The sequence below is a fragment of the Sporosarcina sp. FSL K6-3508 genome, from assembly GCF_038615825.1.
In the GTDB taxonomy this organism is placed as follows: Bacteria; Bacillota; Bacilli; order Bacillales_A; family Planococcaceae; genus Sporosarcina; species Sporosarcina newyorkensis.
The window spans coordinates 2408227-2428815 of sequence record NZ_CP152016.1 but is presented as its reverse complement, the minus strand read 5'-3'; the positions used below and the strand labels follow the sequence as shown (position 1 = coordinate 2428815).

26 protein-coding genes, 1 pseudogene, 1 riboswitch and 1 other annotated feature are annotated in these 20589 nt (G+C 36.6%); of the genes and pseudogenes, 22 read left to right on the top strand and 5 right to left on the bottom strand.

The features are described 5' to 3' along the window. The first annotated feature begins 324 nt into the window (after positions 1 to 324). The 8 genes from MKX97_RS11965 (at position 325) to MKX97_RS11930 (ending at position 5402) form a co-directional block, all read left to right on the top strand. Positions 325 to 885: an isoprenylcysteine carboxylmethyltransferase family protein gene (locus MKX97_RS11965; RefSeq protein ID WP_342536058.1), complete on the top strand. Its 561-nt coding sequence runs from the start codon at positions 325 to 327 to the stop codon at positions 883 to 885. Between the two features lie 91 nt (positions 886 to 976). Beyond that, a complete protein-coding gene (locus MKX97_RS11960; RefSeq protein ID WP_009497931.1) occupies positions 977 to 1270 on the top strand; it encodes a hypothetical protein in 294 nt (97 codons plus the stop codon). A gap of 110 nt (positions 1271 to 1380) precedes the next feature. Then, positions 1381 to 1833, top strand: coding sequence for a GNAT family N-acetyltransferase (locus MKX97_RS11955; RefSeq protein ID WP_078818177.1), 453 nt, complete (start codon positions 1381 to 1383; stop codon positions 1831 to 1833). Positions 1834 to 1904: 71 nt separating this feature from the next. Further along, positions 1905 to 2132: a hypothetical protein gene (locus tag MKX97_RS11950; RefSeq protein ID WP_040759382.1), complete on the top strand. Its 228-nt coding sequence runs from the start codon at positions 1905 to 1907 to the stop codon at positions 2130 to 2132. A gap of 73 nt (positions 2133 to 2205) precedes the next feature. Beyond that, on the top strand, positions 2206 to 2730 hold the full coding sequence (locus MKX97_RS11945; protein ID WP_078818243.1) for a hypothetical protein: 525 nt from the start codon (positions 2206 to 2208) through the stop codon (positions 2728 to 2730). Positions 2731 to 2785: 55 nt separating this feature from the next. Beyond that, the gene (locus tag MKX97_RS11940) at positions 2786 to 3295 is read left to right on the top strand and encodes a YfiT family bacillithiol transferase (protein ID WP_040759678.1); all 510 of its coding nucleotides are present in this window, start codon (positions 2786 to 2788) and stop codon (positions 3293 to 3295) included. Positions 3296 to 3478: 183 nt separating this feature from the next. After that, positions 3479 to 3752, top strand: a binding site (T-box leader). A gap of 65 nt (positions 3753 to 3817) precedes the next feature. Beyond that, positions 3818 to 5026, top strand: coding sequence for an MFS transporter (locus tag MKX97_RS11935; protein ID WP_342536056.1), 1209 nt, complete (start codon positions 3818 to 3820; stop codon positions 5024 to 5026). Between the two features lie 100 nt (positions 5027 to 5126). Beyond that, positions 5127 to 5402: a hypothetical protein gene (locus MKX97_RS11930; protein ID WP_342536055.1), complete on the top strand. Its 276-nt coding sequence runs from the start codon at positions 5127 to 5129 to the stop codon at positions 5400 to 5402. Between the two features lie 50 nt (positions 5403 to 5452). On the opposite strand, the gene MKX97_RS11925 is transcribed toward MKX97_RS11930, so the two are convergent. Then, a complete protein-coding gene (locus MKX97_RS11925; protein WP_009497921.1) occupies positions 5453 to 5767 on the bottom strand; it encodes a multidrug efflux SMR transporter in 315 nt (104 codons plus the stop codon). Continuing rightward, entirely contained in the window at positions 5767 to 6108 is a 342-nt protein-coding gene (locus tag MKX97_RS11920; RefSeq protein WP_078818172.1) for a multidrug efflux SMR transporter, read from the bottom strand. The genes MKX97_RS11925 and MKX97_RS11920 overlap by 1 nt, the downstream gene beginning before the upstream one ends. Positions 6109 to 6173: 65 nt before the next feature. Next, positions 6174 to 6271: riboswitch (guanidine-I (ykkC/yxkD leader) on the bottom strand. A 174-nt stretch (positions 6272 to 6445) separates the two neighbouring features. Here MKX97_RS11920 and MKX97_RS11915 point away from each other — a divergent pair. Continuing rightward, positions 6446 to 7204 carry a class I SAM-dependent methyltransferase gene (locus MKX97_RS11915; RefSeq protein WP_342536053.1) on the top strand — a complete coding sequence of 253 codons (759 nt, stop codon included), beginning with the start codon at positions 6446 to 6448 and terminating at the stop codon, positions 7202 to 7204. Between the two features lie 60 nt (positions 7205 to 7264). Here MKX97_RS11915 and MKX97_RS11910 read toward each other — a convergent pair whose 3' ends face one another. Then, positions 7265 to 8665, bottom strand: a complete 1401-nt coding sequence (locus MKX97_RS11910; RefSeq protein ID WP_342536052.1) for a VWA domain-containing protein — start codon at positions 8663 to 8665, stop codon at positions 7265 to 7267. A gap of 230 nt (positions 8666 to 8895) precedes the next feature. Here MKX97_RS11910 and MKX97_RS11905 point away from each other — a divergent pair, with 230 nt between their 5' ends. The 10 genes and pseudogenes from MKX97_RS11905 to MKX97_RS11860 all read left to right on the top strand — a co-directional run bounded on the left by MKX97_RS11905 (position 8896) and on the right by MKX97_RS11860 (position 17520). Further along, positions 8896 to 9459, top strand: coding sequence for a DUF6434 domain-containing protein (locus MKX97_RS11905; protein WP_078818169.1), 564 nt, complete (start codon positions 8896 to 8898; stop codon positions 9457 to 9459). Between the two features lie 588 nt (positions 9460 to 10047). Then, entirely contained in the window at positions 10048 to 10431 is a 384-nt protein-coding gene (locus MKX97_RS11900; protein WP_245799518.1) for a hypothetical protein, read from the top strand. Positions 10432 to 10726: 295 nt separating this feature from the next. Beyond that, positions 10727 to 11074 carry a hypothetical protein gene (locus MKX97_RS11895; protein WP_009497916.1) on the top strand — a complete coding sequence of 116 codons (348 nt, stop codon included), beginning with the start codon at positions 10727 to 10729 and terminating at the stop codon, positions 11072 to 11074. A gap of 441 nt (positions 11075 to 11515) precedes the next feature. Further along, positions 11516 to 12037 carry a GrpB family protein gene (locus tag MKX97_RS11890; RefSeq protein WP_078818241.1) on the top strand — a complete coding sequence of 174 codons (522 nt, stop codon included), beginning with the start codon at positions 11516 to 11518 and terminating at the stop codon, positions 12035 to 12037. A gap of 168 nt (positions 12038 to 12205) precedes the next feature. After that, positions 12206 to 12769 carry a histidine phosphatase family protein gene (locus MKX97_RS11885; RefSeq protein ID WP_221835233.1) on the top strand — a complete coding sequence of 188 codons (564 nt, stop codon included), beginning with the start codon at positions 12206 to 12208 and terminating at the stop codon, positions 12767 to 12769. A gap of 88 nt (positions 12770 to 12857) precedes the next feature. Then, on the top strand, positions 12858 to 13184 hold the full coding sequence (locus MKX97_RS11880; RefSeq protein WP_009497914.1) for a YnfA family protein: 327 nt from the start codon (positions 12858 to 12860) through the stop codon (positions 13182 to 13184). A gap of 396 nt (positions 13185 to 13580) precedes the next feature. Beyond that, positions 13581 to 14219, top strand: coding sequence for a FusB/FusC family EF-G-binding protein (locus MKX97_RS11875; protein ID WP_221835231.1), 639 nt, complete (start codon positions 13581 to 13583; stop codon positions 14217 to 14219). A 611-nt stretch (positions 14220 to 14830) separates the two neighbouring features. Beyond that, a pseudogene (locus MKX97_RS11870) lies at positions 14831 to 15929 on the top strand (threonine synthase). Between the two features lie 456 nt (positions 15930 to 16385). Then, positions 16386 to 16868 carry a sigma-70 family RNA polymerase sigma factor gene (locus MKX97_RS11865; protein ID WP_009497909.1) on the top strand — a complete coding sequence of 161 codons (483 nt, stop codon included), beginning with the start codon at positions 16386 to 16388 and terminating at the stop codon, positions 16866 to 16868. Positions 16869 to 16872: 4 nt separating this feature from the next. Further along, positions 16873 to 17520, top strand: coding sequence for a zf-HC2 domain-containing protein (locus tag MKX97_RS11860; protein WP_342536050.1), 648 nt, complete (start codon positions 16873 to 16875; stop codon positions 17518 to 17520). A 123-nt stretch (positions 17521 to 17643) separates the two neighbouring features. Here the strand turns inward: MKX97_RS11860 and MKX97_RS11855 are convergent, their stop codons facing one another. Beyond that, the gene (locus MKX97_RS11855; RefSeq protein ID WP_040759373.1) at positions 17644 to 17952 is read right to left on the bottom strand and encodes an FtsX-like permease family protein; all 309 of its coding nucleotides are present in this window, start codon (positions 17950 to 17952) and stop codon (positions 17644 to 17646) included. Positions 17953 to 17991: 39 nt separating this feature from the next. Further along, positions 17992 to 18429 carry a YaiI/YqxD family protein gene (locus MKX97_RS11850; protein ID WP_040759371.1) on the bottom strand — a complete coding sequence of 146 codons (438 nt, stop codon included), beginning with the start codon at positions 18427 to 18429 and terminating at the stop codon, positions 17992 to 17994. Positions 18430 to 18518: 89 nt separating this feature from the next. Between MKX97_RS11850 and MKX97_RS11845 the strand changes: the two genes are divergently transcribed. From MKX97_RS11845 to MKX97_RS11835, 3 genes are all read left to right on the top strand, one after another. Continuing rightward, positions 18519 to 18755: a hypothetical protein gene (locus MKX97_RS11845; protein WP_040759370.1), complete on the top strand. Its 237-nt coding sequence runs from the start codon at positions 18519 to 18521 to the stop codon at positions 18753 to 18755. A 130-nt stretch (positions 18756 to 18885) separates the two neighbouring features. Further along, complete coding sequence (locus MKX97_RS11840) at positions 18886 to 19041, top strand: hypothetical protein (RefSeq protein ID WP_009497904.1); 156 nt, start codon at positions 18886 to 18888, stop codon at positions 19039 to 19041. Between the two features lie 44 nt (positions 19042 to 19085). After that, entirely contained in the window at positions 19086 to 20450 is a 1365-nt protein-coding gene (locus tag MKX97_RS11835) for a leucyl aminopeptidase family protein (RefSeq protein WP_009497903.1), read from the top strand. Positions 20451 to 20589: the final 139 nt, after the last annotated feature.

Sequence of the window (20589 nt, the reverse complement as noted above, 5' to 3'; positions counted from 1 at the left end):
ACCCGGAAACTAGAAGAAGTAGAGTCAAGAAAATTAAAAGCTTGTATGTTAAATGCACTAATTTTACCTCCTAACAGAATATTAATCTTAATAATCTGATTATACTGTAATGGTAAGGGGAATTCATTATAATAACCTAGAAGTATTGGGTGAAATGCTGAAAGTGGAAGAACAGCTCCCGATGCAAGTAGATGAAAGAAATATAAGGGGAATTCGAGTGTACCTATACTAAAACCAGAAATATTGGAAGAGAAATTTATGCCGGTTCAATTTTAAAAAATTGCAGCAAACGATTTATGGTATTAAAATTTGGAGGTGATCTTAATGGGATATTTTGCGATAACAACACTTATCTTAGTTATTATTATGGTTCTTGCCCGCGTTGCGATCTTGCGGAAAAAAGGAATCGAAGCTATGAAGTTTGGGGAGTTGGATAAAAAGGATTATATCGTAATTCCATTTGTTCTATTGTATTTTTATATTATAGTGACATCTGTTCTTGACCTCCCAATACTAGGAAGTTTTTTATTTAACAACAAAATTATAAGTTGGATAGGTATTGCATTTTGTATAATTGGACTTATCCTATTTTTGCTTAGTTTAATTGCTTTTGGCAAAAGCTTTCGTGTAGGAATAGATAAGGATCATCCAGGAGAGCTTATCACATCAGGTGTATTTTCCATCAGCAGAAATCCGATTTATTCGGCATTTTTGTTTATCTTGTCAGGAATATTTTTAGTCATCCCAAATTGGATATTGTTGCTGTATCTAATTGTCGGGTTTTGGTTTATTAATCGTCAGGTTCTTCGTGAAGAAGGTTCTTTGGAAGAAATTTATGGTGATGAATACAATCGATATCGAAAAAAAGTTCGTAGGTATCTTTGAGAAGAGTAACTATACGAGAACGCTAATTGAATAGTTCAGTATGCTCTTCTTTTTTTAGAGAGTCATTTGAATTTATAGGGAGGGTTTTTTTATGTTGGCCTATCTAACCATTTTCTCTGTGTTCGTGTTTACAGTAGTAATGAGTGCTGCTATTGGATTTTTGTTTTACCAAGTAATTTACAAGTTTTTACCCTCCACAGCGATCAAAAATGTGTTAGGAGCGGGGCTAACAGTACTCATCAGCTGTATCATGACAAAGCTGTTATTGTTAGGAGCGTGGTATTTTTACGTGGCTACGAGCGGAGTCGCGTTTATTTTCTATGTTGTATTCATTGTCTTGTCGGGCAATGAATTGTTTAACTTTAGAAATAATCATAAAAATTAATTACTGGAAGTATGCCGCTATTAAGTGCGTTCTGGAACACAGTTTTAGTCAGTCAGAGCATATTGCAGAACAACATATAAGAAATATGAAGGGAATTGGAAGACGTGAAAATGGTTATTAGGAAACTTAATGAAGGCGAAAAAACTCCAATGGAATTATTGTTATTGGCTGATCCTTCACGAGAAATTATTGAAGAGTATGTCACTAGGGGTGAGTGTTTTATAGGTGAGGTCGAACAGCAGACGATTGGAGCCTATGTATTGCTTCCAACAAGACCTGAGACGGTCGAGCTGGTGAATGTTGCGGTTATTGAAAGTCAACAAGGTAGAGGGATTGGCAAACGGTTGGTGTTGGATGCAATAAAGATAGCTAAGACAAAAGGCTACAAAACCATTGAAATAGGAACAGGAAATTCAAGCATTGGGCAACTGGCTCTTTATCAAAAATGCGGATTTAGAATAACTGGTGTAGATATGGACTTTTTCGTTAGGCATTATTCTGAGAAAATCTTTGAAAATGGTATTCAATGCAGAGATATGGTTCGTTTATCTCAAGATTTATAGGTGAACAAGTTTTCAACAAACAGATGCACTAGTTGAACAAGGAATACATATTTATAGGAGAATTTGGAGTCATGCATGAACTTCTTAAAGAAATATACGCTCCAAGTAAGGCGTATAAAGTTGAAATTAATAAACGTTCACGAGACGGGCTATTAGAGATAGATGTTTATTTGTGGGATAGTGAATGGGACACTTGGATACAAAAATCTACTGGCTTTTCACTCACCGACAACTTAAACAGTGCAACGGTAATTGCCAAGGAAAAACTGAGAGTTTATTCAGGCGAGATCATTGAATAAAAAAGGTAGTTGGAAAGCAATTTTTTTAGCCACAAAAAGCATAAATACTTATGTCGTTAATGGGGGCAGGAATATGAATGAACGAAAAATGCTCTTAAAACAGAAGCTAAGAATCAACAAACAAAAAAGTCTAAGGGTAGAATTAATGAAACTTCTGCCTCCAGATATGTCTGTTGTTATTGAGAAAAGCGAATTAATCACTTCTCCGGAATTAGAAAAAATACTAGAAAAAGTTCATGAAAAATGGAACTTTGATTTGCATAAAAATGATTTTGCGCTTACTTATAGCGATTTCAGAAAGGAGTTTAGTTGGGAACAAGAGGTTATGGAGTATGTTCAAGGGTGTGCTATTGCAGAGAAAAAAGTCTATTTATTTTTAGGAGGGATAGATGATAGTCCAATATTTCTGGTTGATGGAAAATGGATAGTAAGGAATTTTAGCGTTTTATGGAACTGTATAAACTATGATGATATATGGATTATTGGTCAAGATTTCAGCTATGGTGTTCTAGTTTCCCGTTATGGAGGATATGTAGAACACGACCCTAACCCAAAAGAAATTATGTATGCAATTACTAAATGGGGTATTAAAAAATAAACTATGTAATAATAAATAGGTAAAAGAAATAACGACTAGGGAGAGGGGAATGAAAATGGATGTGAGATATCCAATTGGGAGATTACAAGTTCCTGAAAATGTGACATTAGAAAATATTCAAGGATGGCTAAAGGAAATCGAAACTTTCACGATTCGATTAAGGGGAACTGTCGCTTCATTAAGTGATGAAGAATTGAGCAGAACCTATCGTGACGGGAGCTGGACAGTTCGTCAACTGGTTCATCACATTGCAGATTCTCAGTTGAATATGTATCAACGTTTGAAGCTGGCTTTAACAGATGAGAATCCAACAGTAGCAGCTTTTGACGAAGAAAAATGGGCTGTTCAACCGGATACAAGGCTTCCTGTAGAAAGTTCTATTCAAATGCTAGAAGGTATAAATGAGCGTATCGTATTTTTAGGAAATAATTTAACTGAAGAGCAATTGGATCGTGCGTTTATTCATCAGATAGATGGTAAAATAACAGTTGCTGCAAAAGTGGCAAAGTTAGCATGGCACGAAGAGCACCACTTAGCTCATATAAAAATCGCTTTATCAAACTAATACAATATGTACGAAAGTGGCGTATCGAACTTTGATAAGCCACTTTTTAAAAACAAAAAATAATTCAGCGATTTTTTCAATTAAAGGGCGTCTTTCTGAAGCAAGATACGTGCTTTGACTAAGATACTATAAAAATCATCCTTATTTTAAATACTTTTGAATTGTGGTAATATATATATTAATTAAAAAGCGATGAAGAGAAGAGTATATGTGCTTAAGCATGACAGAGAACTCCGTTAGCTGCGAAGGAGGATGTACAAGTACATGGAACCAAGCCTCAGAGCTGCCATAGGATATTGTCTTCATGATATTGATTATGTGCCGGTTTCTCCCGTTATCGAGATAGAGTATATCCTACATTACACAGTAGGCGTACTTGAAAAGGTTTTTGTGGCAACACAAGAACAAACTGGGGTGGCACCGCGAACTTCTAAATTCAGGGAGTCTCGTCCTCAAGTCTAATGACTTGGGGGTGGGATTCTTTTTTACTGTCTATAAACAATGAATTTAGGAGTGGATAAGATGTTGAAATCTAGTAAGTGGAAAAACCCCTTATTACTGCTGTTAGGTATTGGCGTATCCAATCTGGGTGCCTGGATTTATTTAATTGCTCTGAACCTGATTGTATTAGATATGACAGGTTCCCCATTGGCAGTATCCGTTCTTTATATCCTAATACCCTTTGCTGCTTTGTGTACAAATTTTTGGGCGGGGAGTTTTATTGACAGGTTAAATAAAAGGAATTTAATGATTTTTCTCGACTTAATCAGAGCAGTTTTTATATTCCTACTCCCATTTATGGATTCACTGTTTTTCATCTATCTATTGGTTTTTATCATCAATATTGCGAGTTCTATTTTTGAGCCTGCATCTATGGTTTATATGACGAAGCTTATACCGAAGACAGATCGACAAAGATTTAATGCGCTTAGAAATTTTATTAATTCAAGCGGGTTTATACTAGGACCTTCCATTGCAGGTTTTTTGTTTATTATAGGTTCTCCATATCTTGCTATTCAGCTGAATTCTCTAGCATTATGTATGTCGGCTATAGTAATCTTTTTACTTCCCAATTTAGAATTAAGCGAGGAAACAGTTAGAGCCGAAAAAGTGAGCATTAAAGTAATCAGGAATGATTGGAGAGAAATTCTAAGTTTTAGTAAATCAAACATGCATATTACATTGGTTTATGTTCTCTTTAGTGGAATTACAGTATTTATGACAGCGTTAGATTCATTAGAAGCCGCATTCGCAACAAAAGTTCTCCTGTTATCTGAAAGTTCTTATGGATTTCTGGTAAGTATCGCGGGAATAGGAATTATAATAGGCTCATTAACAAACGCTTTATTCGCTGGTCGTTTAAAAACGAACATCCTTATCGGCGTAGGTGCAATTTTTACACCAATCGGTTATTTGATCTTTGCATACTCACAAGATTTTACTTGGGCAGCTATAGGATTTTTAACATTAACATTCGCCCTATCATTTGGAAATACTGGTTTTTTAACATTTTATCAAAATAATGTATCGGTCCATATCATGGGGAGGTTTTCAAGTATCTTTGGCATATTAGAGGCGTTATTAATCATTCTATTTACGGCGGCAGTTGGTGTTCTTGCTGAGTTGTATGAGATTCGGTTTATATATAGTATAGGTTCCTTTGCATTTTTGATTCTAGGAATTATTATGAGTATAGTTGTTTTGGATAAAACAAAAAGGGCTTTTTATTAAGTTGTTCTGTACAGAGTGCGTCTCCCGAATTACAATATCTTATATCAACTTTCCGAATTAAATTATTATTCGATATAATGAGTGGAGAGGAGGGACCGCTATGAGAAGTTTTAGTATTTTGTCAACTCTATTTGCAATTATTGGTGTTCTGTTAATTGGTTTCTCATATATTTTTAAGGAATCTTTTGAGCCCCTTCTGGTCTTAGGGTTTGGTTCGTTAATTGTTGGTTCGTTTCTATGCTTTTGGGCAATGTTAAAGGGTGAAAAAGGCGCGGTGAAATTTTTCTCAGTTGTTGCGTTTTTTCTTTTAAGTTTCATAATTACTTGGACAGAACCATTTCAAATTATACGCGTATTAACTTGGATGAAAAATTAGAGTTTTGAAAAAGGAAAGCCTACTTACAAAATAGGCTTTCCAATGATGGTTTATGAAATCAGTTTTAATCCGATTGCTGCGCCTAGAACCAGTGCAATAAAAAACATTCTTTTCGAATCTTTTGGTTCACCGTACAGAACCATTCCTAAAATCGCACCGCCCGAAGCCCCAATTCCTGTCCAAATGGCGTAGGCTGTTCCCATAGGTAATGTTTTCATTGCATGAGCAAGGAATAGAAAACTTGCTCCGAATCCCGCCACCAACAAAACAAATGCCTGCCAGTTTCGATCCTTGTGCAACTTATTGATCATGGCAACACCAAACATTTCAAATAAACCTGCAACCACTAAAGAAACCCATGCCATTACAACTCATCTCCTTCTGGAACAGGATTTTTCGTCACTAATTTCAAGCCAATAACCCCACCCAATAAAACCATGACCAAAACAATTTTCGCTATTTTAAACGATTCACCAAAAAATATGATGTCTGCAAATACTGTTCCAGCAGTTCCTAGTCCTACAAAGACGGCGTAGACTGTTCCTACAGGAAGTTTTTCCCCTGCCATAATCATCAGGTAAAAACTAACGACGATACAAACAACCGTCCCTGTCCACTCCCAAAAGTTGTTTGCATGCTTTAATCCAATAACCCAACCAATTTCAAAAAAAGCTGCAATGATTACTTTGATCCAATCTGTATTCATATACAGAACACCTCCTGTTATTTTTTCTGCAAAATAAAAAAGCCTGGAAAAAACTGTTGAACAGTTTCTCCCAGGCTTTTATCCTTCCGTGACACAGCATGACTGTGAGTTTTCTCTCGGACCAGACCAACAAAATAGTTGCGGAACCCTAGAAAACATTTTAGTTATTCTATTGTCTAATAGTATACACTCTTTTTGATTAAAAAGATATATTCATTAATCAAGCGCAATTACTAGATCCAACCGCATTAGACTGTTAAGTAATGAGTATCTTAACACATAGATTTATAGTAAACTAAGGGCATGTTAAATCAAATTAGAAAGAAGGGAAAAGTATATGTTGGGTTATTACAATAGGCTTTCTTCAGAAGTATACGATATAGACAAATATATTGGTCTTTCATTTGGGGATGTAGAATTTTATAGCGAAAGATTGTCTTCTTGTAAGGGGAGCATCCTCGAGCCAGGTGTCGGAACGGGACGTATCCTTATACCACTATTAGAAAAAGGTTTAAAAGTTGACGGTTTCGATGTTTCAGAAGAGATGTTAAAAATATGCCGTCATAACTGTGAAAATAGGGGCCTGCACCCGAAATTATTTGAAGGGAAAATGGAGTCATTTTCTTTAGATACAGAATATGAAGCGATTATCGTGCCAACTGGAACCTTTTTGCTTCTATATAAAAGAGAAGACTCAATTAAAGCTATAAAAAACTTTTTCAACCATCTTTCTAATGGCGGTAAGCTTATACTGGACATATTTTTACAAACCGAGGTAACGACAAACGAAATATCGACGAGAACTTGGGAATCTAAGGATGGTGGGATGATTACATTAGAAAGTAAAATTGTTGAAGTTGACCACATCAATCAATACACTGTGTCTCATAATCGCTATGAAAAGTGGGACAGCGGAAAACTTATACAAACAGAGCTAGAGCGATTCCCACTTCGTTGGTATGGAGTTGAAGAGTTTAAAATGATCCTTGAACGGATTGGATTTGAGGATATAACGATCTCAGCAGATTATAAGTATGGACAATATCCAACAGACCGAACTCAAACCATAACATTTGAAGCCATTGTTAAAAGGTAATCTATTAATAGTGGTTACCTATTCAGTGAGAGTGACTCCGTAAAAAAAGAGATTCCTGTATTAGGAATCTCTTGGCACGTTTTGATTAAACTTTTCTTCGAGTAATTGTAACGCTTCATCAATCTTCTTTTCGTTAAGTTCTTCCAATTCTCGTTTTAATTTAATATATTCTTCTTCAATCCAAGTGTGGTATTCAGAATTTCTTTTTCTTAAATAGTCATGGGTTTCCCGCGATATCAAATTTTGATCCTGATATAAATATTGTAGGGCTACTCCAACTTGACTTCCTTCATCTACCCTTTTTTTATACTCACCTGTTTCATAGCCAAAGATATCGAGCGAGTTTTTTAGCTTGTCATGATTTAGACTCGTTGTTTTTTGATCTTTCCACTTTTTCCAGTTTTTCGCTATTTCCTTCATTTGATCTAACTCGTTTTGTAGCCCTTCTGCATTTTGCACGTCCTCGTATGTGCCCTCTGTTGCTTTGGCTACTTCTTTCAACTGTTTTTGACCTTCATTGTCGACATTAAATCCGATGACATTGACAATGGGAGTAATATCAGACCCGTAAAGCTGTTTGGCGGCGGCAACGGGATCATCATCACAGGTTGAAACCCCGTCACTGACCAAATAAACAATATTTGTGTTTTGATCTCCTTTGAACTCTGCTAAATCTTTCTGAGCTTCGTTGATCGCCAATTGAATTGGAGTCCATCCTGCTGGCTGAGCTTTTTCTAAAGAAGTTTGAAAGTTCGCTTTGTCGTATTTTCCTATAGGATAGATCAAATCACTGCTTGCACATGACCTTGCTTTGTCAGAAGTATTGCCTGTACCCTCATGTCCATAAATTCGCAGTCCAACATTGGCTTCGGCAGGCAGGCCTTCCACGAAATTAGTAATTGCCTTTTTCGCTGCTGCCATTTGTGTTTCCCCGCCAAGATCTTTTCCCATACTTCCAGAAGCATCAAGCAACACAAGCACATTTAAATTTTCCTTAAACTGCATCCGAGAATCCTCAATATCAGGATTGCCTATCGCCTGGAAACGCATCCTGGCAAGTAACTCTTCAGGACCTTTAAAATCATGTTGGAATACTGCCAAAATTTCATTATAGTAGTGATCAAGCTGTGCCTCTGTAGGTTCACCAGAAATATCAGGTAAGTGTGCAGTTAATTCATCCAATTTCGGATGGTCTTCCTCATGTATTCCAAAAAGCTGGGGACCTGTATAACCAGGTGGTAACTCAGCTAATTCAGCTAATGTTTGCGGAAGTGGGGTAGGCTCAATGTCTTCAGCTATAATTTGCTTTTTAGTCTCATTATCAGTTTCAGATTCTTTTTCTTTCTCAGTTGCCTCTACATCTTTTGGGGCATTGGGTTCGTTTGAGACTGATTTCTTTCCATCACAAGCAGCTAGGATGAAAATCAAAGCAGTCCACAATAAAAAGGGTTTTAGTTTCATTAGGTCTCCTTATCTCAGAAATATAGAATGTATTTTTAATATTGTAGCACTATTTAAATTTGGTTAAAGATTTTCATATATAAATAGGAAAAAGGCATGGTGAAGAATACAAGTTTATAATGTAATAGTAGTTAAAAAGGGGGAGTCTGAATGGGTGGTAATGGCTATCTTTAAGACAGAGAATATATTGGCATTCATTAATTCGGAATTTAAAATCGGAGGTAGGATAATTGAGGCCTGAATTAACAAGGGATTTAGATGTACATAATTTTCGTGATTTTTATTGGCTAAAAGAGGAATTACAATCTTTCTGCAGAGAAAATGGGATAAGTGCTTCAGGTTCTAAAACTGAACTTACAGAGAGAATAGCAATATTTCTCGATACCGGAAAAATTGAAAAGCCAACAAGGAAAAGAAGTTCTTTCTCGACAGAAACAAAATTAGAAGAATTAAATTTAGATACAGTGATTGCAGAAAATCATCGTTGTAGTCAGGTAGTTAGAGGCTTCTTCCAGTCAGTCATCCCGAAGTTTCATTTCTCCACGCATATTCAAAATTATTTTAAGGCCAATGCAGGAAAAACATATCGGGACGTGGTGGAAGCGTGGTACGAGGAAGAAGAAAGAAAAAAAGACCCATCCTATAACAAACAAATAGGCCCGCAATTCGAATACAATCAATTCATCAGAGATTATTTTGCGGATCCTCAAAACAAAAATAAAAAACGAGAAGATGCAATTAAAGCTTGGAATAAAATTAAAGTTCTGCCAGGTAGCAATAAATATAAAGGGTGAATAGCTTTTTATAATTTTACAATATATGCTAATATAGGGTGAGGTTATTCTAGAACTGGAATTAATTTTGAAATAGGAATCAGCATAAACGTTGAACAAATGAACAAGTTTGTCGTAAAAGAGGGGTTTTGTATATGAATAACAGTTTGTATGGGCTATATGCCTTGATATTAGGTGTCGTGTCTTTTTTTACAGGTGAAATTATAACTTTCATAATGCTTGGCTTTATATTGATAGCTCTAGTTAATATTAATACAACGCTAAAAAAGATTTACACAAAAGATAATGAGTAGATGCATTTTAAGATAAATAGTAGAAAGTTATGCTAGAAAGACATTCAAATAAAGGATACGATAATGAAATAAGAATCATCGCTAATGCTAGATAAACGGTTAAAAAATAATAAATCTTAGTAGAAGTTTTGCATTTCTTTTCGTTCAAAAAACAAGGTATAAAACTTCCCTAATTTCACTAACAATATTCTTGATAAAAGGAATAATTTTACTTAAAGAGAAGATAACATGGGTTTAAAAAGAGGGGATTTACAATTATGAGAGGGAAGAATTATTAATGCAGAGGGGATGAAACTTGAGAGCTTTAAGGAAAAAAACGCAAAAAGATTGGATTGTCTTCTTTGTTTTGTTCTTATTTATAGTTAGTGGATCAGTATATTATATCTATTTTTTCACACCTAAAAATTCACTTGAATTATATCAAAAACTGCATTTTTCAGATAGTTTTGAGCAGGCACAAAAACTTATATTGGATGGCTATGAAGACTATTTTTCAGAGGAAGATTTCAATTATATTCAAAAGCATTCAGCAGATAGCCTAGGGCAGTTTACTTTATTTGAATATAAGAAAAAAACTTATATAATTATGACTTCGCCAGGAACTGAAAGATTAAAAGTTCTTGCAGTTGAAGCATTACCTGAAGATATGAGGGAGTTTTTCACAGATTTAGCTAGATAGATTTTTAACTATCGGATGCAATAATGGGAGCCGTATGTCTAGAAATAATCAAGTAGAAGATATAATTATTCACATGCATACAGATAGATAGCGTTTACTTATAATCTTTGATAAATACACACATACAGTCAATAGTTGAGTGCACTAATGGATTTTAGTGTGCTCTTTCTGAAGTTGACCTGATTTCGAATAAGGATAGAAGACAGTATAGGGCTCGCAAATTAGACGCACATAGTTCAAAATGCCAAAACTTTTAAAGTGAATTACCTATCAAATGATGAGGTGGATTTGATTTATGAAATCGTTTAACAAGTTAATAGAATTGCTCAATGAAATGAAAGATATAGATGTATGGGGAGACAAAAAGGATGGTTTATCCGAGAATGAAAAGGAATATCTAGACCGGATTCCAACTCAAAATCCCTATGGTCTTATTGGATTAATCTTTGGTGGGATAGCATTTGCATTCGGTCCTCAATACGGCTTCATTCCTGTCATTACTCTTATCTTTTGCATAGTAACCCTTTTTACATATGATAAGGAAAGAGAAGACAATCCGTGGCCTTTCTATGTAGGTATAATGCTTTCACTGATCGGCTTAATAATGTTCATTATTGGGGAGGTGCACCAGCTAATACTATAATAACTTCTCTTGAAAGCTTCTCCTTCATAGGGCATGGCATTACAATCTCTATCCGTTATAGCAGCGAATAATTGCGTCCATCTCGTACAAATGGAACGCTAAATTTAGGAGGAGAAATATATGAAAAAACACTGTTGTGAAGATATGGAATACCACGCAAATTTCAAATGTGATGTGCATAGCGATCCATTTGAATGTCCTGATAAAATAATAATTTTTTATGCTAAAGACATCGAATACGGGTTGGTAATCCATGATGGTGGCTCTTCAAGTGTAAGAATTGAATTCTGTCCGTGGTGTAGTTCGAAATTATAATTTACTATCCTTCTTATGAAGTTCGACAGTTGAATCAGTATTTTCCAAAAACGAGCCAAGCAGCTGAATAAAAATGAGTGCAAACAAGGGAATTGAAGGAGGTAAGATATCGTGGTGAACCGTGCTATGAATATTGTTGTAACAAACTATGATGAAAACTGGGTTAAACTGTTCAAAATGGAAGCGGAAAAGATTAAGGAGATATTAAAAGAAGAGATTATTGAGATTCACCACATTGGAAGCACGGCGGTTCCGGGTTTAAAGTCCAAGCCTATCATTGATATTATGCCAATAGTCAAAGATATTGAGAATATCAATAAATATAACGAAAAAATGTTTGAAATAGGTTACGAGGCGCTTGGAGAATTGGGTATGAAAGGAAGAAGGTATTTTAGAAAAGGCGGAGAAAACAGGACACATCAACTACATATATTACAAGCCGATAATTTTACTCAGATTGAGCGACATCTTGCAGTACGCGATTATCTTAATTCACATAAAGGAACGGCGGAAGAATATGGGGATATAAAGGAGCGACTTGCCCGACAGTTCCCAAAAGATATTGAAGGATACAGTGACGGTAAAAATAACTTCGTACAGAACTTGGAACGAATGGCGCTAGAATGGAAGAGAAAAAGTAAAAGGTGAATTGTAATTGTTATCTTTTGGAATCGGACCAAATTATGAAATATCAAATGGTACTTACAAAATAGGTTTTAACAAACGATCGTAATTCCAGATTATGGACCTCCGCCTATTCAGTAAAATGGCCATTTAGTGGTATATTATCATAAAATGAATAGCAGGAGAGTTACTATGGAAATCTCATTAATTAGGCATGGTAGATCTACGTGTACTGATAGTAATCGAATGAAATGTAAAGAGTTTAAGATTTGGGTTGGAAAGTATGATAATCAAGGGGTTTTTGAAGAAAACTTTTATCCGGAAGATACGCTTGATAGAATGGCATCGGCAAATATTGTTTTTTCAAGTGATTTAGAAAGGTCTATAGAATCAGCAAGATTGTTAAAACCCAATTTATTAGCTGTATCAGACCCCTTGTTTCGTGAAACAGAATTGCCCAATCCATCAGTGGGGAGTATCAAACTAAGTCCGAGTACTTGGAGCCTGATTTTAAGGTGTTTATGGTTTTTGGGCTATTCAAGAGATTGTGAGTCCTTGAAAGAAGCAAAAGATCGAGCTGAAAAGGCATCAGAATTATTAGCAGTATACGCTGAAATACATACATCGATAGTATTGGTAGGTCATGGTTTTTTTAACATGCTGATCGCAAAAGAGCTTCAGAAAATGGGGTGGGAAGGTAAGAAAAGGTCAAGTTCAAAGCACTGGAATTGTACCACATACACTTTATTAAATTGACACGTGTGATGGTTTAATAAACAATCGCATGCATGTCGCATAAACGTGCTATATTGTTTGCAGAAATTCAAGAGATGAGGTTTTAAAGATGTTTAAGGTCGTTATTATTTTCCTTTTAGCTGGCTTAGCTGAAATCGGTGGAGGTTATTTAATATGGCAATGGTTGCGAGAGGATAAATCTGCTGTTTTAGGGCTATTCGGAGGGATAGCATTAGTTTTATACGGTGTGGTAGTTACATTCCAGACATTCCCATCCTTTGGTAGGGTGTATGCAGCATATGGAGGCGTCTTTGTCTTTCTATCCGTATTATGGGGGTGGGGAATTGATAAAAAAACACCTGATATATATGATTTTATAGGGGCAGGTATCTGCTTGGTTGGTGTTTCAGTGATATTGTTCGCACCACGTCAATGACACAAAATAATCTGTTCCAACTCAAGTATAGGGAACTTTAATTATTGAGGGGAAAAAGCCGTTAACAATAGGTTATTTGTGTAGTACTAGTCTATTGTTTGTTTTATATACATGCAATTCGTTTACAAAAAATATTGTCTCGAAAGACAGAAAGTTGTATGATAAACGACGTAGCGCCTATTAGAAAGAGGGCGATATTTCGGGAGGTGATGTGAAGATGGCAACTCAAATGGCATTGCCAGCTTCTAAAAAGACTCATGCAAAGCCAGATGATCAAAAGGCGATTCTTTGCATGGGGCGAATGGTTATCTAATCGCTTGAATGTAGTTTCTCCATTTCCGATTTAAAGGCTTTGCACTTTGTTTGATCATCATAAAAACAGAGGAGCTGACAGAAATGAAGAACGAACAATTTATAAGAAACGATCAGTTTAATTTTATAAAACGACAGGTATTACAACTAGTGAATGGTCACGCAACAGTGAATGATCAACAAGTCATTGGCGCGATAGAATCACTGTCAATCGAAAAAACAGTAGATTTGTTTGCGGGGGTAACAGCCGCACAAAGGAACCTACTTAACCAAATAGTAAATGTTGTAGATAAGGAAACAGCCGAACAATATCTAGTAGAAATAGAAGCTTACATCATTCCGTTCAAGGAGCTTTCAGAGCAGAAGTTGCAAAAGCTTTTCCCAAAAGTGAAAAAAATGAAGTTGCCGAAAGAAAGTCTGAACTATAATAGAATGTCTTTTTTTAGTTATGACGATTTTGGAACGAAAAAAAGATATATGGTCGTTCCTACTCGGAAGGGCATGATTGGGTTAACCGGTACATTTGATGAAACGAAAACTAAGCAAATTTGTGCAATATGTAACCGACTGACTCCTGTTTGTATGTTTATGACAAAAACAAAAGGCAATATTGCTGGAACCTATACTACAAAAGGGAATTATATCTGTCGAGATACTGACGATTGCAATCACCATTTGCTTTCTTTGGAAAAAGTATATGATTTTGTTGATAACGTAAAATAAAACAATAGTGGAAAATCGTGTCACTTGCGACCCGGCGCGTCAAGTTAAAATACCAATTTTTTTTATTGATCATTTAACGTCTAATTTCTAAGAAAATGAATTTGTAACTGAAAATAAGTTTTGAGTTGGAAGGATAGGGTATATTATTGGTAAGTCCATTAGCCAAAGGCACGACCAATAATACTCATTTTACCCCCTAAAAATGTCTGCTTATTGGTTAGGCGAGCCACTCAATGAGGCCGGTTGCTTTCATGGTCATCGGGACAATGGAATATGTGTTTTTTCTAGCTATTGAAGGGTGTTTTGTCAGTCCGTGTCATTACGGGCTCGCCAAAGCACCCATATTTTTTTGCCCACTTCCTTCAGCGTGATCTGCTCTCATAATTAGGAGAATGAGCACCACATATAAATCCTACTCTCAACTTTCAATTCAGGTCTATCTTCAAGCCTTTGTTCCACGACTTTAAAAAATTCTAGGTCTGCGGGACAAGTTTTTATGGATACACATTCATGCTTATTCCATTGGGAGGGCTGCTTCATTTCCTTCTACATCTTTGTATTAAAATTGAATATGAAGCAATAGGGAATATCGAATAATGGAGACGATGAAAATGACTAATTATATTTGTTCAGTATGTAATGAAACTTTTCCGATTTAAGAAACTCGCTGGAAATGTGAATGTGGCGAACTGCTGAACCTGTTAAAATCCGAAGTAGGTTCAATAAAAGATCCATGGACAAGCCAGCCATCGATTTGGCGATATGCGTCTTCAGTGAACGCTGGAGAAGATTTGGCAGGATGGTCATCTGTTACTCTAGGTGAAGGTCAAACGCCATTACTTGTATTAGATGAAGCAGAGTCAAGTACTTTTGTGAAAAAAGAATTTATGATGCCGACACTTTCATTTAAAGATCGTGGCGCTGCAGTATTAGTAACTCTGGCAAAACAACTAGGCGTGAAAAAAATGATTGCAGACAGTAGTGGGAATGCAGGAACAGCAATTGCTGCTTATGGTGCAAGAGCCGGAATTGAATGTGATGTTTATGTGAGTGCCGATACTTCACCCAAAAAACTTGCGCAAATTAAGGCACATGGAGCAAAGGTTAAAGCTATTAAAAGGATAAGAGAAGATGTGGCTGTTGCGGCCCAATTAGCTGTTGAAGAAGAACAAGTTTTTTATGCCAGGCATGTCTATAATCCATATTTTTACGAAGGAACGAAAACATATGCGTTTGAGATTTTTAAGCAGTAAAAAAGCACCCGATACAGTGATTGTTCCAGTAGGCAACGGAACATTAGTATTAGGTGTATATTATGGTTTCAAGGAACTTTTAGAGGTGGAAAAAATTGAACGTATGCCAAAGATTGTAGCCATTCAAGCTGAAAATTGCGCACCACTGGCTAAAGCGTTTGAAAAACAAGAGTTAATTACAAAGCCCGTTCGTATTGAAGGAACTTTAGCAGAGGGGATTGCCATTGCAGTGCCAGCAAGGTCGAAGCAAATATTAGAAGCAATCCGAGAAACTGAAGGCACATTTATTACATTTGGCGAAGAAGCAATAGCTGAATCTCGTAAAAAACTTGCAGCGAAAGGATTCTATGTAGAAATCACTTCAGCTATTAATTATGCAGGGTACTTAAAGTATTCGAAATCTCAAGATGAGGTAATTATAATCCCTTTATGTGGAGCTGGCATTAAGTCGAATTAGAATTAAAGGATGCTTCCATAAAAATCGAACCTTAGTTCAAAGCCCTATATTGTTAGCGAGGAATTAGCTTATAAACTTTCATAAACACGCAAAAAACACAAGTGGAGGATTGAAACCACTTGTGTTTTTTTGAATGTGCAAAGTAGACCTTATCCTATTCGGTCTCCTAAGTAATTAGTTCTTTTATTCAATAAGTCTTGTGATCGATCCTTTCGTATAGTTAAATAAATGCATATCTGCGTCTTTTTAAAAGATGTTTATTTTTTTATGCAAAGTTTTGAATGGAAAATTTAAAAATGTTGTAACGAAACCTGAAATTTTTGGATATATAAGTGATTAGCCATTTGAGATGTTGATTTACTATAAAGAAATGGTAAATTAGATCAACAAAATACCTTTCATTGAGATAGGTTACTCGAATTCGAATCATTCCAAGTTGGACGAGGGAGGTAGGCAGTGGATAAAGATACTATATATCAAGAATATGGAGATTTTATTTTCAAGTATTTGTTCACTTTAACGAATGACTTTCATTCAGCAGAAGAATTAACACAAGAAACATTTTATCAAGCAGTAAAGTCCATTAATAACTATCATAGCAATGGTAAAGCAAAATTCTCTACATGGCTTTGTTCGATTGCTAAAAACGTTTGGTTACAAGAAACCAATCGCAATAATAAAAAACAGCAGCTGGTAACATCACTAAGTCTTGAAGAAACAAAATTTTACGATCTGGAGGAAGAGTATATACGACATGAAGATGTAATGGAATTCTTTAAAAAAGCACGGCGGCTTAGTGAGGAAAAAAGAGAAATACTATATCTTCGATTGTTGGGTGACTTATCTTTTAAAGAGATAGGAACCGTATTTGAAAGAACAGAAAACTGGGCAAGAGTAACATTTTACCGAGCAAAATTAGAATTAAGGAAGGGTGAATAAAGCAATGGAACATAATGTTTTTAAGGATTTAGCCTCTGCTTATATCGAAGGGCTAACTAGTGAGAAGACCAACAATCAAATGAATAAACACATGGCGCAATGTGAAGAATGCAGAAGTTATCTAAACGAGATGAAAGAAGAGTTTTTCCGAAAAGATGAAAATGAGCGAACAAAGGAAAAAAGAAATATTGATTACTTCAAAAAAGTACGCACCAACAACAGAAAAAAGGTTTTGGTTATTGTCTCATCATTAGTATCCGTTTTTCTTCTATTGATTGCGATTTATTATTTTGCGTTTGTAGACATGCGATTAGCAAGTGCCGACAACGTGGAGGCAAACATTCATAGCCAAGATATGACTACTACACTTACCTTCAAACCATCTAAAGAAAACCGCTATCTTTTAACGATGGAAAATTCGGATGAAGGATATATAAATTCTATATTTGTCTATGAAATGAGAGACGATTTTTCTCCTTCGGCAAAACTTTTGAAAGAAGGGATTAGTGTTCGATATACTTTTGTAGATAACAATACACTTTTGCTTGATGATGGAAAACAACTAAAAATAAAAGATGAAGATAAAGTAACCATACATTATAAAGATAGAACTGAGGAAATACTTCTAAAAGATCTATACGTAATCGAATGATAAAAAACAGAGAATCAAAGTTTAGGAACAAACCTGCGAGATGGTTTATGAAAATAAGTATTCTCTTCAAGAAAAGAATCCCTTTTGAAAAAATCAAAAGGGATCTTTTTTATCCGATGCTTTTTAATCATTGAACAATTTGCCGTCAGTGATTCTGTTAACCGCTTTGTGCAATAAGGGTTGAACGAACGCAAACGTAACAATAATGATCAATATGAATACAGCATATTGAAGAAAGGGACTTGCAAAGCTCTTTGCAATCCAGTTCCCAATATAATAAATACAAACGGTCCCAATTAATACGGCAACTAGGTATGCAACAACTGAAAGGAAGACTTGTTTAACGGATAAACCTAAAATGATTTGTCTTTTTTTAAAAAGAAGCCGCAGTGCAATGAATAGACAAAAAAGCATGATCAATAATTTTAACACTTCTTCAACACCTGCCTGTATCCATAGAATTTACTCCTTCTATAACGAGCTGCACAATTTCCGCAAGCTGGACACAAATCCTTCCGTCTGCTCAGCCGTCCGTTTTCTCGGACCCCGCAATCTTCCTCCAGCACGTCTGATTTTCTGCGCTTGGTGTCGCGCGGCAAGCAATTGGTCGATGTTTTCGTTTGTATACAGTCTGCCATTTTGATCGATTGGCAAACCTTGTTTCGCCAACGCCATTGCAGCCAATCCATAATCCTGAGTGATGACAATATCGCCTTTTTTGATTCGGTTCACCAATACAAAGTCCACGGCATCTGCGCCTTTTGAAACGGTAATTGTCTCCGCGCCTTCTCGATGCATTTCATGGGCCGTGTCGCAAATCAACACGCAAGGCAACTTGAATTCATTGGCAAGCGCAATGGTTTCTTGAATGACTGGGCAGCCGTCCGCATCCACTAAAATAGTTGTCAAAATGTCGAACTCCTTCCGCTTCACTTAGTAGGTTTAGTATAACAAATTTGGGGAAAGATAAGGGAAAACAGGAGACTGAGGTGACATGTATGGCTGATTTACCGAAGGGCGAAAGATCTACCGTGGAACAGCGCGAGCAATATGGACGTGAAATTGATGCGCGTAATGCTGCATTGGAAAATGTTGAAGTACCTCCGGAAACGAGAGCACTGGCAGATCACGAAATTCCGCCACCGCTGTCAGAAGAGGAAATTCGTGCAAAAGTTGGGGAGCAAAACTACCAAAATTCCAACGATGACATTGCACCGACAGCTATTAATAGCTAACAGAATAGCAGTTTGGATTGAAAGGAGCATCTTGAATGTTCCTTTTTTGTTTGGCAAACTGTCCATGAAACCAACGTATCACTCAAACCGTATACAATGGTATAACAAACTAATAATGGAGTGATAGTAAATGAATGAAGGATATTTTGTCGGGTGGGGGACGCTCGCACTCATTAATGCGGTACTCGCGCAAGGGAAGAATCGAAGCGGCTTCAATTGGTTCTTGCTGTCTTTACTGCTCGGTCCCATTGCAACGCTAAGCTTAGCGCTCTTCGATAAAAAATGATAAACTATTTAGAGAAGCGAAATAATGAGGGGAGCTACTAATACATGCAAATTAACGCAGAAATTTTATTCGCAAATGATGGACAGTTAACGAAAAATCAACTGGTGAAACAATTCGTAAACAATCAATCTGGAGGACATTCTTCATTTGTTCTCGAAGGAAAACAAGTCGTTGCCTTAAAAGACAAGCAATGGAAATCACTCGACGATATCCGCAACATTGCGGGTGAAGTATCCCGAGACTTATCTGCGCAAAAAGTGCAAACAGCAACGATCAGCGCAGAGCAATTAGAACAAAAATGGTTGTCTGCTGACGAAGCGGTAACGGCATTTGTGGAGGGCTGGCATCTCGGAGCGTATCACTTCGATCGCTACCAATCAAAGAAAGCGAATCCTATTACAGTGTTAGAAATAAAAGATGCGGACCAAGCGGCAGTGAAAGCAGGAGTAGTCCGTGCAGAAGCGATGAAGTTTTCCCGCGATCTGATGAATGAATTATCTGATGTTCTCAACCCGCAAACGTATCCGAAAGTGCTGAAAGACTATTTTAAAGGTACAAAGGTAAAAGTGGATGTACTCGGCAAGAAAGAAATCGAGGAGCGCCAAATGAATGGAGTCCTTACAGTTTGCCGTGGTAGTAAGTATGAGCCTTCATTTGTTGAAATGACTCTACAAACCGATGCTTCAAAACCACTTGTTGCGCTTGTTGGAAAAGGTGTAACATACGATTCTGGCGGCATCAGCTTAAAAGGTGGACGAGACGATAGTGATATGCGAATGGACATGGGTGGATCGGCAGCAGTATGCGGTGCGATGTCACTTCTTGCGTATTCTGATGCGAAAGTAAATGTCGTTGCGTTGATTCCGATGGTGGAGAACACACCTGGACCGGAAGCGGTAATGCCTGGTGAAGTCATTCAATATAAGAACGGCATAAGCGTACAAGTCGGCAATACGGATGCGGAAGGTCGCTTGATTCTGGCGGATGGCTTGATTCGTGCAGAAGAATTAGGCGCAGAGTATACAGTCGATATTGCGACATTGACAGGGGCCGTAGTCAGCGCACTCGGTACGGAAGTCGGCGGTGTCTTTGGTGATGAGGAATTAGCCTTTAAAATGAAGAAAATTGGCGATCAAAACGGTGATTTCATCTGGCCGCTTCCTTTAGTTGATGTCTATGAAGAATCATTGGATAGCGCATACGCGGATTGTAATAATATCAGCTCGATGTCTGAAGCGGGTGCAATCACAGCGGGTCTCTTCTTGCGTAAATTTGCACCGAAGAAGAACTGGTTGCATGTGGATATGGCGGGCGTCATGGATAAGCAGAAGACGAAAGGCTATTATACGAAGTCGGCAACGGGATATGGTGCACGATTGCTTGCGGATTACACTACATCATTGAAATAATAACAGTGATCCAATTTTTACTAATCTGTTACAAATACAAGAAAGCATTGCATTATGCATTGCTTTTTTGTATCTGTTTTGATCTATTGGAATTAATCTTATAGTAAACGTATGAACAACGCGAATTTCTATTAATCAA

What these genes read in the sequence shown, in the direction of transcription:
- MKX97_RS11965 (WP_342536058.1), top strand. Translation starts at nt 325, where the DNA reads ATGGGATATTTTGCGATAACAACACTTATCTTAGTTATTATTATGGTT.
- MKX97_RS11960 (WP_009497931.1), top strand. Translation starts at nt 977, where the DNA reads ATGTTGGCCTATCTAACCATTTTCTCTGTGTTCGTGTTTACAGTAGTA.
- MKX97_RS11955 (WP_078818177.1), top strand. Translation starts at nt 1,381, where the DNA reads ATGGTTATTAGGAAACTTAATGAAGGCGAAAAAACTCCAATGGAATTA.
- MKX97_RS11950 (WP_040759382.1), top strand. Translation starts at nt 1,905, where the DNA reads ATGCATGAACTTCTTAAAGAAATATACGCTCCAAGTAAGGCGTATAAA.
- MKX97_RS11945 (WP_078818243.1), top strand. Translation starts at nt 2,206, where the DNA reads ATGAATGAACGAAAAATGCTCTTAAAACAGAAGCTAAGAATCAACAAA.
- MKX97_RS11940 (WP_040759678.1), top strand. Translation starts at nt 2,786, where the DNA reads ATGGATGTGAGATATCCAATTGGGAGATTACAAGTTCCTGAAAATGTG.
- MKX97_RS11935 (WP_342536056.1), top strand. Translation starts at nt 3,818, where the DNA reads ATGTTGAAATCTAGTAAGTGGAAAAACCCCTTATTACTGCTGTTAGGT.
- MKX97_RS11930 (WP_342536055.1), top strand. Translation starts at nt 5,127, where the DNA reads ATGAGAAGTTTTAGTATTTTGTCAACTCTATTTGCAATTATTGGTGTT.
- MKX97_RS11925 (WP_009497921.1), bottom strand. Translation starts at nt 5,767, where the DNA reads ATGGCATGGGTTTCTTTAGTGGTTGCAGGTTTATTTGAAATGTTTGGT.
- MKX97_RS11920 (WP_078818172.1), bottom strand. Translation starts at nt 6,108, where the DNA reads ATGAATACAGATTGGATCAAAGTAATCATTGCAGCTTTTTTTGAAATT.
- MKX97_RS11915 (WP_342536053.1), top strand. Translation starts at nt 6,446, where the DNA reads ATGTTGGGTTATTACAATAGGCTTTCTTCAGAAGTATACGATATAGAC.
- MKX97_RS11910 (WP_342536052.1), bottom strand. Translation starts at nt 8,665, where the DNA reads ATGAAACTAAAACCCTTTTTATTGTGGACTGCTTTGATTTTCATCCTA.
- MKX97_RS11895 (WP_009497916.1), top strand. Translation starts at nt 10,727, where the DNA reads ATGAAATCGTTTAACAAGTTAATAGAATTGCTCAATGAAATGAAAGAT.
- MKX97_RS11890 (WP_078818241.1), top strand. Translation starts at nt 11,516, where the DNA reads ATGAATATTGTTGTAACAAACTATGATGAAAACTGGGTTAAACTGTTC.
- MKX97_RS11885 (WP_221835233.1), top strand. Translation starts at nt 12,206, where the DNA reads ATGGAAATCTCATTAATTAGGCATGGTAGATCTACGTGTACTGATAGT.
- MKX97_RS11880 (WP_009497914.1), top strand. Translation starts at nt 12,858, where the DNA reads ATGTTTAAGGTCGTTATTATTTTCCTTTTAGCTGGCTTAGCTGAAATC.
- MKX97_RS11875 (WP_221835231.1), top strand. Translation starts at nt 13,581, where the DNA reads ATGAAGAACGAACAATTTATAAGAAACGATCAGTTTAATTTTATAAAA.
- MKX97_RS11860 (WP_342536050.1), top strand. Translation starts at nt 16,873, where the DNA reads ATGGAACATAATGTTTTTAAGGATTTAGCCTCTGCTTATATCGAAGGG.
- MKX97_RS11845 (WP_040759370.1), top strand. Translation starts at nt 18,519, where the DNA reads ATGGCTGATTTACCGAAGGGCGAAAGATCTACCGTGGAACAGCGCGAG.
- MKX97_RS11840 (WP_009497904.1), top strand. Translation starts at nt 18,886, where the DNA reads ATGAATGAAGGATATTTTGTCGGGTGGGGGACGCTCGCACTCATTAAT.
- MKX97_RS11835 (WP_009497903.1), top strand. Translation starts at nt 19,086, where the DNA reads ATGCAAATTAACGCAGAAATTTTATTCGCAAATGATGGACAGTTAACG.